This is a genomic window from Pseudomonas sp. M5A4_2d (assembly GCF_053345295.1).
In genome coordinates, this window is sequence record NZ_JBKEZW010000002.1 from 511,546 (window position 1) to 525,482 (window position 13,937).

Consider the following 13,937-nt stretch of genomic DNA (forward strand, 5'->3'; position numbering starts at 1 on the left):
CCCTGCGCTACGGCCCCTGGCACCTGCCCCGCTGCAAAACCGTCCCTCTCACAACCCGTCCGTGGAGCTGCTTTGGTGGTAACTGAAATCGCTTCCCGCGACCGTCTGCAACCGTCCTTGCTGGACCGGCTGACCGACGACGACCCAACCAATCCCAAGGAAAGCGCCGACAAACGCGTGCTGTCCCTGACCCAATTGAAAGCCTCGGTTCTGCGCGACCTGGCGTGGCTGCTCAACACCACGTCGTTGCTGGATGCCGATGCCACGCTGCACACCCCGGCCGATACGTCGGTGGTCAATTACGGCCTGCCGGCACTGGCGGGCAACAGCGTTTCCAGCGTCGACATTAAAGCTCTGGAAGCCCTGATCTACCAGGCAATCGCCACCTTTGAGCCACGTATTCTGCGCCACACCCTGCGCGTCAAAGCCCGCGTCGGCCATGGCGAGATGAACCACAACGCCCTGAGTTTCGAGATCGAAGGCGACCTGTGGGCACAGCCGGTGCCGTTGCGCCTGTTGCTGCAAACCGACCTCGACCTGGAGTCCGGCCATGTGCGCGTGGTGAATGCCGACCAGCGGAGGCGCCCATGAACCCGCGCCTGCTGGAGCTGTACAACCAGGAACTGCACCACGTGCGCGAAAGCGCCGCCGAGTTCGCCAAGGAATACCCGAAGATCGCCAGTCGGCTGACCCTGTCCGGTATGGACTGCGCCGACCCTTACGTCGAACGCTTGCTCGAGGGTTTTGCCTACCTCACGGCCCGCGTACAGCTCAAGCTCGACGCCGAGTACCCGACCTTCACCCATAACCTGCTGGAAATCGCCTACCCGCACTACCTGGCGCCGACGCCGTCGATGACCGTGGTGCAATTGCAGACCGACCCCGACGAAGGCTCGCTGGCCAGCGGCTTCCCGCTGCCCCGCGACACGGTTTTGCGGGCCGCACTGGGCCGCGAAACCCAGACCTGCTGCGAGTACCGTACCGCACACCCGGTGACGTTGTGGCCGTTGCAGGTCAGCGGCGCCGAGTACTTCGGCAACCCCGCCGCCGTACTCGGGCGACTGGCTGCCAGCGAGCCGAAAGCCAAGGCCGGCTTGCGCCTGACCCTGCGCACCGGCGCCGAGTTGGCGTTCAACAGCCTCGACCTCGACAGCCTGCCGCTGTACCTCAGCGGCGCCGATGAGCAACCGTTTCGCCTCTACGAACAATTGCTCGGCAACGCCTGCGCGGTGTTTGCACGCAAGCCCGGCGGTGACTGGGTTGAACGCCTGCCGCAAGACGCGCTGCGCTCACGGGGTTTTGACGATGCCGACGCGGCCATGCCGGTGGTGGCGCGCGCGTTTCAGGGCTACCGGTTGTTGCAGGAATATTTCGCCCTGCCCCATCGCTTCCTGTTCGTCGAGTTCGCCGAACTGAGCCGTGCAGTCAAACGCTGCGACGGCCAGGAGCTGGAACTGATCGTGTTGTTCGACCGCCACGAGCCGAGCCTGGAAGGCAGTGTCGGCGCGGCGCAGTTCATACCGTTCTGCACGCCCGCGATCAACCTGTTCCCGAAACGCGTGGACCGTATCCACCTGTCTGACCGCGTCAACGAACACCATGTAATCGCTGACCGCACCCGGCCGATGGATTTCGAGATTCACTCGCTGAGCGGCATCACGGGGCACGGCACCGGGCCGGAGCAGCCGTTTCTGCCGTTCTACGCGGTGCGCGACCCATCGCGCTATGGTCGCGACAAAGCGTATTACACCGTACGCCGTGAACCACGCGTACTGTCCAGCGACCAACGCCGCAACGGCCCGCGCTCCACCTATGTGGGTAGCGAAACCTTCGTCAGCCTGGTCGACAGCCAACAAGCGCCGTACCGCCACGACCTGCGCCAACTCGGCGTGACCGCACTGTGCACCAACCGCGATTTGCCGCTGTTCATGAGTATGGGCAACGGCAAGACCGACTTCACCTTGGCCGACAGCGCGCCTGTGTTGTCTGTGCGCTGTGTGGCCGGCCCAAGCCGCCCGCGCGCCAGCCACGCCCACGACGCCAAGGCCTGGCGCCTGATCAGCCAGTTGTCGCTCAATTACTTGTCGCTGAGCGAGCAAGGCCAGGGCGCCGGCGCCTTGCGCGAACTGCTGCGTTTGTACGGCGATAGCAATGACGCTGCCCTGCAATTGCAGATCGAAGGCCTGCGCGAAGTCAGCAGCAAAGCCGTGACCCGGCGCTTGCCGATGCCTGGCCCGATCGTGTTTGGCCGCGGCTTGGAAATCACTCTGGAATTTGATGAAAACGCGTTTCGCGGCACCGGCGTGTTCCTGCTCGGTGCGGTGCTGGAACGCTTTCTGGCACGTTACGTGTCGATCAACAGTTTTACCGAGACGGTGATCCGTACCACCGAACGCGGCGAGATCATGCGATGGAAAGCCAAGCCCGGGCGTCGTCCGACCCTGTGAACACACTGGATGCGATGCATCAGGAGCCCTGGGAATACGATTTCTTCCAGGCGCTGCGGCGTATCGAGTGCGAATCGCCAGAGCTGCCGCGACTGGGCCATTCCCTGCGCCTGGCGGATGACCCGTTGCGTCTGGGGCAGCAAGCCGATTGCACCTTCGCCCCGGCCACCTTGGCCTCGGTCGATCCCGGCGGCGACGGTAAGCCTGCGCGACTGGAACAGTTCTTCTTCGGCCTCGGCGGCCCCAACGGCCCGTTGCCGCTGCACATCACCGAGTACGTGCGCGAGCGTCAGCGCAACAACGCCGACAGCACCAGCAAACAGTTTTTGGATGTGTTCCACCATCGCCTGCTCAGCCTGTTTTACCGGGCCTGGGCCGAAGCGCGGCCGACGGTCAGCCACGACCGACCGGACGATGATTACTGGTCGGCACGCCTGGCAGCACTGAGCGGCCGAGGAATGCCGAGCCTGCTGAATCAGGGGCTGATTCCCGATACGGCGAAGCTGCATTACAGCGGCCACTTGTCGGCACAGACCCGCTACCCGGACGGTTTGAAGGCGATCCTCAGCGAATACTTCGGCTTGCCGGTTGAGATTGAAGAATACGTCGGCCAGTGGCTGGAACTGCCCGAGCGCAGCCGCGTCAGTGTCAGCGCCAACCAACTGGGCGTGGACTTTTGCCTGGGCAGCCACGTGTGGGACCGCCAGCATAAGTTCCGCATCCGCCTGGGCCCGCTCAAGCTGGATGACTACATGGGCATGCTGCCTGGCAGCCAGCCATTCAACGAGCTGGTGGCGTGGGTGGCCGAGTACCTGGGCCATGAATTGGACTGGGACTTGAACCTGGTTTTGCAACAACCTGAAGTCCCGAAGCTGCAGCTTAACGGCCAGTTCCGCCTGGGCTTCAACACATGGCTCGGCTGCCCCGCGCACGACGCCAACGACCTAATCCTGGCCCGGCATTACGCCGATCACGCCACCACCTCAAGGAATCCAGAGCATGGGTGAAATCAGTCGCGCCGCACTGTTCGGCAAACTCAACAGCGTGGCCTACAAGGCCATCGAAGCCGCCACCGTGTTCTGCAAACTGCGGGGCAACCCGTACGTGGAACTGGCTCACTGGTTTCACCAACTGCTGCAGCTGCAGGACTCGGACCTGCACCGCATCGTTCGCCAGTTCAACGTGGAGCCGGCGCGCCTGGCCCGCGACCTGACCGAAGCCCTGGACCGGCTGCCGCGCGGCTCGACGTCAATCACCGACCTGTCGTCCCACGTGGAAGAAGCCGTGGAACGCGGCTGGGTTTACGGCAGCCTGATGTTCGGCGAGAGCCAGGTGCGCACCGGTTACCTGGTGCTCGGTATTCTCAAGACGCCGAGCCTGCGCAATGCGCTGCTGGGCTTGTCTTCCGAGTTCAACAAGATCAAGGCCGACACCCTGAGCGAACGCTTTGACGAATACGTCGGCGACTCGCCGGAAAACGCCCTCAGTGCCAGCGACGGCTTTAACGCCGGTGCAGTCCCGGGCGAGGCCAGTGGGGCCATGGCGCCGAGCGCGATGGGCAAGCAGGAAGCGCTCAAGCGCTTTACCGTCGACCTGACCGAACAGGCCCGCAGCGGCAAGCTCGACCCGATCGTTGGGCGTGATGAAGAGATCCGCCAACTGGTGGACATCCTGATGCGTCGGCGCCAGAACAACCCGATCCTCACCGGTGAAGCCGGTGTGGGCAAAACTGCCGTGGTCGAAGGTTTCGCCCTGCGCATCGTCGCCGGTGACGTGCCGCCCGCACTCAAAGACGTGGAGCTGCGCAGCCTCGACGTGGGCCTGCTGCAAGCCGGCGCCAGCATGAAAGGCGAGTTCGAACAGCGCCTGCGCCAAGTCATCGAAGACGTGCAGGCCTCGCCCAAACCGATCATCCTGTTTATCGACGAAGCCCACACCCTGGTGGGTGCCGGTGGCGCTGCCGGGACCGGTGACGCAGCAAACCTGCTCAAGCCCGCCCTCGCCCGTGGCACCTTGCGCACCGTAGCCGCCACGACCTGGGCCGAGTACAAAAAACACATCGAAAAAGACCCGGCGCTGACCCGCCGCTTCCAAGTGGTGCAAGTCGCCGAGCCGTCGGAAGACAAGGCGCTGCTGATGATGCGCGGCGTGGCCTCGACCATGGAAAAACACCATCAGGTGCAGATCCTCGATGAGGCCCTGGAAGCCTCGGTGAAGCTGTCGCACCGCTACATTCCCGCCCGCCAGTTACCGGATAAATCCGTGAGCCTGCTGGACACCGCCTGCGCCCGTGTTGCCATCAGCCTGCACGCGGTGCCCGCCGAAGTGGACGACAGCCGCCGCCGTATCGAAGCGCTGGAAACCGAGCTGCAAATCATCGCCCGCGAGCATGCCATCGGCATCGTGATTGGCGCGCGCCAAAGCAACAGCGAAGCCTTGCTGAGCGCTGAACGTGAACGCCTCGCGACGTTGGAAAGCCGCTGGGCCGAAGAGAAAGCGCTGGTGGATGAGCTGCTCGCCACTCGCGCGACGCTGCGTGAGAAAGTCGGTGAAGTCGACAGCGGCAACGATGCATTGCGCGCACAGCTGGTGGACCTGCAACAACGCCTCACCGCCCTGCAAGGCGAAACCCCGCTGATCCTGCCGACCGTGGATTACCAGGCTGTGGCCTCGGTGGTCGCCGACTGGACCGGCATTCCAGTGGGCCGCATGGCGCGCAACGAACTGGAGACGGTGCTTAACCTCGACCAGCACCTGAAAAAACGCATCATCGGCCAGGACCACGCCCTGCAGATGATCGCCAAGCGCATCCAGACCTCTCGCGCCGGTCTCGACAACCCGAGCAAGCCGATTGGCGTGTTCATGCTCGCCGGCACGTCCGGCGTGGGCAAGACCGAAACCGCCCTGGCCCTGGCCGAAGCCATGTACGGCGGTGAGCAGAACGTGATCACCATCAACATGAGCGAGTTCCAGGAAGCCCACACCGTGTCGACCCTCAAGGGCGCGCCACCGGGCTATATCGGCTACGGCGAAGGCGGCGTGCTGACCGAAGCGGTACGGCGCAAACCCTACAGCGTCGTGCTGTTGGACGAGGTGGAAAAAGCCCACCCGGACGTGCATGAAATCTTCTTCCAGGTGTTCGACAAGGGCGTGATGGAAGACGGTGAAGGCCGCGTGATCGACTTCAAGAACACGCTGATCCTGCTGACCACCAACGCCGGCACTGAACTGATCTCCCGCGTCTGCAAAGACCCGGCGAACATGCCCGAGCCGGAAGAGATCGCCAAGGCGTTGCGCCAGCCGTTGCTGGAGATTTTCCCGCCGGCACTGCTGGGCCGTTTGGTGACGATCCCTTACTACCCGCTGAGCGACGAGATGCTCAAGGCAATCACCCGCCTGCAACTCAACCGCATCAAAAAGCGCGTGGAGAATACGCACAAAGTTGCCTTCGACTACGACGACGCGGTGGTCGACTTGATCGTCTCGCGCTGCACCGAAACCGAAAGCGGCGGGCGCATGATCGACACCATCCTCACCAACAGCCTGTTGCCGGACATGAGCCGTGAATTCCTCACGCGCATGCTCGAAGGCAAGGCACTGGCGGGTGTGCGCATCAGCAGCCGGGACAATGAATTGCACTACGACTTCAACGACGCCGATTGACCTGACGAAATGCGATCACAACTGTGGGAGGGGGCTTGCTCCCGATAGCGGTGAATCAGTCACCTCATGCATCAACTGACGCACTGCTATCGGGAGCAAGCCCCCTCCCACAGTTGGATTAGGTTTCGTCAGATATAACGACATTTACGGGTTAACCGATGCTATTCAACCAAGCCTCACGCCTGGCCAAGATCACCAGCCCCCTTGGGCCGGATGTGCTGTTGCTCAATGAAATGGGGGGCGGCGAAGAGCTGGGCAGGTTGTTCAACTATGAGCTGCAACTGACGTCACTCGACGCCAACATCGACCTCAACCAGCTGCTGGGCAAGCCGATGAGCGTGGGGGTGCAACTGGCGGACGGTGGCGAGCGGCATTTCCACGGCATCGTCGCGCGGTGCAGCCAGAACATCGACCAGGGCCAGTTCGCCAGTTACCAGGTGACGCTGCGCCCATGGTTCTGGCTGCTGAGCCGCACCTCGGACTGCCGGATTTTCCAGAACCTGAGCATCCCGCAGATCATCAAGCAGGTGTTTCGCGACCTGGGCTTTTCCGACTTCGAAGACGCCCTGAGCCGCCCGTACCGCGAGTGGGAATACTGCGTGCAGTACCGCGAAACCAGCTTTGATTTCGTCAGCCGCTTGATGGAACAGGAAGGCATTTACTACTTCTTCCGCCATGAACAGGACCGCCATGTGCTGGTGCTGGCTGACGCCTACGGCGCCCACACCACGGTGCCGGGCTACGCGTCGATTCCGTACTACCCCAAGGACGAGCAGCAGCGCGAACGCGACCATATGCACAACTGGCACCTGGCGCACGAGGTGCAGCCGGGGTCGCTGGAGCTGAACGACTACGACTTCCAGCGCCCCAGCGCCAGCATCGACGTGCGCTCGGCGATGCCGCGCCCGCACACTGCCGGCGACTACCCGCTGTACGACTACCCCGGCACTTATGTGCAAAGTGAAGACGGCGAACACTACGCGCGCACCCGCATTGAAGCCCTGCAAACCCTGCATGAGCAGATCGAGTTCAGCGGCAACGCGCGAGGCCTTGGTGCGGGCCACTTGTTCAGCCTCACCGGCTTCAGCCGCCAGGACCAGAACCGCGAATACCTGATCGTCGGTTGCCGTTACTACATCGTCCAGGAAAGTCTGGAAAGCGGCGGCGGCTCGGGCTCGGCGCAATTCGAAAGTAGCCTTACCTGTATCGATGCCCAACAAAGCTTTCGACCTTTAGCCAGCACGCACCGGCCCATTGTCAAAGGCCCGCAGACTGCTCTCGTGGTCGGCCCCAAAGGTGAAGAAATCTGGACCGACCAGTATGGCCGCGTAAAGGTGCACTTCTACTGGGACCGCCATGACCAATCCAACGAAAACAGCTCGTGCTGGATTCGTGTATCGCAATCCTGGGCTGGTAAAAACTGGGGCTCGATGCAGATCCCGCGGATCGGCCAGGAAGTGATTGTGAGCTTTCTGGAAGGTGACCCGGACCGGCCGATCATTACCGGCCGGGTGTACAACGCCGAGCAGACGGTGCCTTACGACCTGCCGGAGAATGCCACCCAGAGCGGCATGAAAAGTCGCTCCAGCAAGGGCGGCACACCAGCCAACTTCAATGAAATCCGCATGGAGGACAAGAAGGGGCTGGAGCAGTTGTATATCCATGCCGAGCGCAATCAGGACATCGTGGTGGAAGTGGATGAAAGCCACTCCGTCGGGCATGACCGCAACAAGAGCATCGGGCATGACGAGACGGTGACCATCGGGAATAACCGTACGCGCATCGTCAAGCAGCAGGACGTCCTCTTGGTCGGCCAGAGGAAGACCGACAGCATCAGCCAGAGCTACATCATCGAAGTGGGTGAAAACCTGCGCCTGGTCTGCGGCAAAAGCATCCTGGAGCTGAACGCCAGTGGGCAGATCAACCTCACCGGCGTGAATATCAGCTTCTATGCCAGCGGCGATGCCGAGTTCAACACCGGCGGCGTACTGCATCTGAACAACGACCACGGCCCCGGCGCCACGCCCGATGGCCAGGGCATCAAAAAAAGCATCGACGCCAATATCAAAGCCGTCTTCCCCGCGCCTAAAAGCTCCTGACGAGACCCGTTTGCCATGACGTACCGAATCAACGAATTCCAGTTCCAACTGCCTGCGGGCGAGCTGCAAGACGCGTCGATCAACATCCTCAAGTTCCCTGAGCTGGGCACGTCCTTGATCATCAGCCGCAGCTTCCTCACCGACGGCGAAACCCTGCACAGCAACTTCGACGACCAGCTCAAGCGCCTGGAAAAACAGGTGCAGGACTTGCGCTGCCAACCGAGCGTGACCGTGCGTTTGGGCGCCGCCCAAGAGGTGGAAGGCATTGAGCTGCGCAGCCAGTTCAACAAGGGCAATGACAAGGTGTTCCAGTACCAGCTGGCGCTGGTGCTGCCGGGTACGCGCAAGATGCTCGCCTTGAGTTATGTGAAGGCGGACACGCTTGGGGATGCCGAGGCGGCGCACTGGGCATTGATAAAAAATTCGCTGTCGTTCGACGCTATTTCTTGATGAGCAGCCTGCATGTCTGACGCGTTATGGGCGGCCCGCTTGGGCGATGGTTTATCCCATACATCAGTGATGGCCGATATCCTTGGCGGCGTGTTGGAGATCGCAGCCAACGTTGCAATCACCGCGCTGGCGACGGCAGCGGTGGTGGCCGCTACCGGTATCACCGTCGCGACGGGAGGCCTGGGTGCCTGCCTGCTTGGCGCAGTGGTTGGTGTGGTGGTTGGCCTTGCCATGAGCAAGACAGGGGCTGACAAAGGTCTAAGTAACATGTGCGAGGGCATCGCTAACGCGCTGTTTCCCCCCATGGTCATGGCCACGATACTTAGCGGTTCTACCGATACGTTGATCAATTCGACACCCGCTGCCAGAGCGGCTGGAGCGGTGCCGTCCCATGTCTCCCCCTCGGGCACGGAAAGTGAGCAACCGCCAGCCGCTCAGGAGAACCCCGAAGATCCGAGCTATCTGGATATGGCCAAGGGTTTTTTCTCGCAGATGTGGCGCCCCACGGTCGCAACCCCTGCACCCGGTGCTGTACCAAAACCGCTGGACCTGGTGACCTGCATGAAGCATCCGCCGATGCCACCGCAGTTCCTCGCCGAGGGCTCAGAAAAGGTTACGGTCAATAGCCAGCCCGCCGTACGTAGCGGCGACCGCAGTACATGCGATGCGACCGTCGTATCGTCCGGTCTTATATCGCCAAACGTGACCATCGGCGGCGGTTCAGTCGTTGTGCGTGAAATACGCAGTGGTAAAACGCCAGGTGTCGGTCTGGCTGTTACCGCGCTAATGATGCTTAAAGGTAGCAAAGGCAAGTTTCTCAGCAACCTACCCTGCATGTTGCTTAGTGGCGTGAGTTCCTATGCAGTCAGCCAGGCAGTCAACGCCGTGGCCAATGCCGCCATTGGCTCACCCAATCCTGTTCATGCGGCAACAGGCGCCAAAGTTCTCGGCGCCGAAGATGAACTGGACTTTGTCTTGCCGGGAACACTGCCCATCGAGTGGCAACGCGTCTACAACAGTCGCGACGAGCGACGAGACGGTTTGTTTGGCGCAGGCTGGAGCGTTGCCTACGAAATCAGCGTGCAGGTTCTTGAGCATCCGGATGGTGGCGACCAATTGCTCTACATTGATGAGCAGGGACGCCGCATCGACATGGGCTCAATTGCTCTTGGAAGTGCAGTATTCAGCACAGGTGAGGGGCTTGCCGTACGAAGGAATAGCAATGGTCAATTGCTGATTGAAAGCGCCGATGGTGTGTATCGCTTGTTCGAACCCACCCCGCAGGCGCCTGCACGGCTGCGGCTGGCGCAACTGGGCGACCGCAACGACAACCGTATTTACCTAGACTATGACAACAGCGGTCGACTGAAACATCTTCGTGACACGCTGGACCAAGTTCGTATCGAGTTGAGCTATCACCTGGGCCGCCTGAGCCAAGTCGAACGCCTCTATAGCGATCAACGACGCGAGGTGTTGGTTAATTATTCCTACACTACCAGCACGGATTTGGCTGAAGTCCGTGATGCGAGCGGCCAGGTCCAGCGCCGCTTTGCCTACGACACCGGGCGACGGATGATTGAGCATCAATTGCCAGCTGGCCTACGCTGTTTTTACCAGTGGGCCTGCATAGACGACTTGGAGTGGCGGGTTGTCCAGCATTGGACAGAGGATGGCGACCTCTATCGCTTCGACTATGACCTAAAGTCGGGAACTACCCGTATCACCGACGGCCTTGACCGGGTCAGTACGCGCAAATGGAATCGTCAGTTTCAAATTATCCAGTTCACCGATGCGCTCGATCAGACCTGGCTTTTCGATTGGAACGAAGAACGCCAGTTCATCGGTGCAACGGATCCCCAAGGTGGGCGCTACGAACTCAGTTATGACGATACCGGTAACTTGACTGGCAGCCTCGATCCACTGGGGCGCAACGAGTCCACAACTTGGCTGGAACATTGGGCGTTGCCGGTATCAGGCACTGACAGTGAGGGAAACTCCTGGCAGTTGCGCTACGACCAACGAGGTAACTGCATCGCTGAGACGGACCCTCAGGGCCATGTCACGCAATATCGTTATGACAATTGCGGGCAATTGGTGGAGATCATCGATGCGGCCGGAAAAAGTAAAAAGCTGCGTTGGAACCCCTTCGGCCAGCTCATTGAGCATATTGACTGCTCCGGTTACCCGACTCGTTTCAATTACGACGAAAGAGGCTATTTGCAAGCCATCACCGATGCACTGGGTGAACGAACGACCTTTGTTTGCGATGTGCGGGGCCTGGTGCTGAGTACCGAGCTGCCTGACGGCCGCGTTGAACATTTCCAACGCGATGGCAGCGGTCAATTGATCGCCCATACCGACTTCGCCGGGCACTCTACGTACTATCAACGTAATCGCCAGGGGCAGGTTTGCCAACGCCTCGATGCGCACGGACGCCAAGTTAACTTTGCCTACGACAGCTATGGCCGCCTTCAAACCCTGACCAACGAAAACAGTGAGCGATATCGCATCGCCTGGGATGCCAACGACCGCGTAGCTGAACAGCAAGACCTGGATGGTAGCGTGCGCCGCTATCACTATGACGCACTGAACAACATCACACGGATGGAAGCTATTCCAGCACCTCACGGTAGCGGGATGGCACTGGTATCAATAACGCCCGAAGCACCTATCGTGCATTGCTTTGAGCGCGACGCGTCAGGGCGTCTGGTGGCAAAGGTCACCGATGATGGACGAACGGAATACACCTACGACTCGCTGGACCAACTCAAGGCCATCACGTTTACCGACAATGCCGGTGAGCACCAAACGATCAACTTCGGCTACGACACGGTTGGTCAACTGATCGAAGAGAGGAGCGCCGCAGGAGTACTTCAGCATCATTACGACGAACTTGGAAACCTGGGCCAAACTCACTTGCCTGACGGACGCTGGCTCAATCGGCTGCACTACGGCAGTGGGCACCTCCATCAGATCAACCTCGACGGGCAGGTCATCAGCGACTTCGAGCGCGACCGCCTGCACCGCGAAGTACTACGTACCCAGGGCCACCTCAGCACTCGTCACTATTATGACCGCTGTGGGCGCTTGCGTGCTTGTGAGCGAGGCCAGATCACTCGGGGATCAGTACTTCCTGCAGCGGTACAGAAGCAGTTCGAGTACGACCCCGCCGATAATCTAATTGGCAAACTTGAGCAACAGCCTAGCGGCCAGCGCAGACAACTGCTGCACTACGACGCCACCGACCGGGTAGTCGCCAGCCAAGACAATCTCGTGGGCCAGCGCGAAACCTATTCCTACGATGCAGCCGCGAACCTTCTCGACGGCCCGCGACCTGGGGCGGGGCTGGTGCAGCACAACAAACTCCTGACGTTTCAGGACAAACGTTATCGTTACGACGGTTTCGGTCGAATGATCGAAAAACGCAGCGCCAATCGTGGTGTCCAGCGCTTCACCTATGACGCCGAACATCGCTTGATTGAAGTGCACAACGAGCACGGCGGGCAGCGGTCAGTCGTCAGGATGACCTATGACCCCTTAGGAAGACGAACAGCCAAGGCCACCCACGATGGGAATGGCTATTTGTTGAGCGAGACCCGCTTCACCTGGGACGGACTGCGCTTGCTCCAGGAACACAAGCATGCCCAGACCAGCCTTTACATCTACAAGGACGAGGGCCACGAACCGCTGGCGCGCGTTGATGGTAGCGGCGCCCAGCAGAAAGTCCGCTATTACCACAATGACCTCAATGGCCTGCCCGAGCTGCTCTCGGAAGCAGAAGGTCAGACCGTCTGGCATGCCAGCTATCAGATTTGGGGAAATACAGTTCAGGAAACACGTGAACCCTACTATATCGAAGAACAAAACCTGAGGTTCCAAGGCCAGTACCTGGACAGAGAAACCGGCCTGCATCACAACATATTCCGCTTCTATGACCCGGATATCGGCCGCTTCACTACTCCCGATCCCATCGGGCTCGCAGGGGGGCTAAACCTTTACCTGTACTCAACCAATCCACAGACCTGGATCGACCCTTACGGATTAAGTCCCGAAGACTTGATGCGTTACAAACCCAAGGCATCTATCACACCGGAAGCCGGTGATCGTGCAACGGCGATCAACCGGGCATGGGGGCAGGAACGAGAGTTGGTATCACGTGGTGGCGGATCAAGAAATTGGACAGCCCCCGAACGCGATATGATCAAGAACACCACGAACAACGCTCAACTCAATTCCAAGATGTCAAAAGCAGGGTATACCGGACACCATATCAATAGCGTCAAGGGCAATGGTGCATTGGGCCCGGCGTGGAAAGGTGACCCGAGGAACATCGTATTCTTGCAGAACGCCAAACACCCCAGTGGTGTAGACGAGCATATGAATAGCCCTCAAGGACACCGTAAAAGCTATACCAGGGCAAGCAAGGGACGATTGATCGACCGTGTTAACACTCCCGGAAAGCCGGGCTGTGGTAAATAATTTTCTGCTGGAGAAGACATGAGCGCACTAGATAATTCATTCAATGAACTGCGCCGGGTCCACAAGAAATTTGATCTTGAGGGCAGCTTTGAAACCAACCGACAGGCAAACGCCAAATGGCCAAAGACACTGGCCCACTCTGCCGAGATCGACTATTTCTACGATAATTGCGAACCGGTCGACGTGGAGATTGAAACCGGTACCACGCCAATCTGCTTCTTCGATTTGAGCAAGATAGAAGATGCCCAGGTTGGCTATAAATGGATGGGCGATTCGAACAAAACAGAAATCAACGAGGACTGGCTCGATGATTACTTAGTGCTTATGGATGATATGGGTGGCGGTAAACCCATCATTGCAATCACGAGCACCATTGGTACGCCCGTGTGGGCGAGCTACGACGCGGTCGACCCTTTCAAGATTGCCGATACACTGGCCGATTTCTTTTTGGCGTTTGCCAAACTGATTGAGATCGTCCATGGCGAGTACGATATTTTTGGTATCTATAACGATGACGATACGCTATCGACGGCCTTTAGAGAGCGGTTGATTGAGGATGTCAGCCCTTTGCTCGGAACGGGAAATTTCGAACGCTTTTTTGATTACTTCTATGGCTAAGGGTTAACCAAGGCTATGCCGCTGATAAGTCCAGCTGGGCAATACCAAGGTGTTCCAGTGCTGCCGGGCACGCGCAAGATGCTCGCCTTGAGTTATGTGAAGGCGGACACGCTTGGGGATGCCGAGGCGGCGCACTGGGCATTGATAAAAAATTCGCTGTCGTTCGACGCTATTTCTTGAT

8 protein-coding genes and 1 pseudogene are annotated in these 13,937 nt (G+C 59.8%); all 9 read left to right on the forward strand.

What is annotated here, in order from left to right; translation table 11 throughout:
- Positions 1-75 precede the first annotated feature (75 nt).
- Positions 76-591, forward strand: coding sequence for a type VI secretion system baseplate subunit TssE (gene tssE, locus ACLBW8_RS09375; protein WP_447805218.1), 516 nt, complete (start codon positions 76-78; stop codon positions 589-591).
- A complete protein-coding gene (tssF, locus tag ACLBW8_RS09380; protein ID WP_447805219.1) occupies positions 588-2,447 on the forward strand; it encodes a type VI secretion system baseplate subunit TssF in 1,860 nt (619 codons plus the stop codon). Before tssE ends, tssF begins: the two co-directional genes overlap by 4 nt.
- The gene (gene tssG, locus ACLBW8_RS09385; protein WP_221295911.1) at positions 2,411-3,454 is read left to right on the forward strand and encodes a type VI secretion system baseplate subunit TssG; all 1,044 of its coding nucleotides are present in this window, start codon (positions 2,411-2,413) and stop codon (positions 3,452-3,454) included. Before tssF ends, tssG begins: the two co-directional genes overlap by 37 nt.
- Complete coding sequence (gene tssH, locus ACLBW8_RS09390; protein ID WP_221295912.1) at positions 3,447-6,110, forward strand: type VI secretion system ATPase TssH; 2,664 nt, start codon at positions 3,447-3,449, stop codon at positions 6,108-6,110. Before tssG ends, tssH begins: the two co-directional genes overlap by 8 nt.
- A gap of 158 nt (positions 6,111-6,268) precedes the next feature.
- Positions 6,269-8,209 (forward strand): type VI secretion system Vgr family protein, encoded by a 1,941-nt coding sequence (locus ACLBW8_RS09395; protein WP_447805220.1) that lies wholly within the window; start codon positions 6,269-6,271, stop codon positions 8,207-8,209.
- A 15-nt stretch (positions 8,210-8,224) separates the two neighbouring features.
- A complete protein-coding gene (locus ACLBW8_RS09400) occupies positions 8,225-8,659 on the forward strand; it encodes a DUF1795 domain-containing protein (protein ID WP_179610029.1) in 435 nt (144 codons plus the stop codon).
- Positions 8,660-8,671: 12 nt separating this feature from the next.
- Complete coding sequence (locus ACLBW8_RS09405; RefSeq protein ID WP_447805221.1) at positions 8,672-13,138, forward strand: RHS repeat-associated core domain-containing protein; 4,467 nt, start codon at positions 8,672-8,674, stop codon at positions 13,136-13,138.
- Between the two features lie 18 nt (positions 13,139-13,156).
- Positions 13,157-13,756, forward strand: a complete 600-nt coding sequence (locus ACLBW8_RS09410) for a hypothetical protein (protein ID WP_447805222.1) — start codon at positions 13,157-13,159, stop codon at positions 13,754-13,756.
- A gap of 39 nt (positions 13,757-13,795) precedes the next feature.
- Positions 13,796-13,936 (forward strand): annotated as a pseudogene (locus ACLBW8_RS09415) (DUF1795 domain-containing protein); the annotation flags it as partial.
- Position 13,937 lies beyond the last annotated feature (1 nt).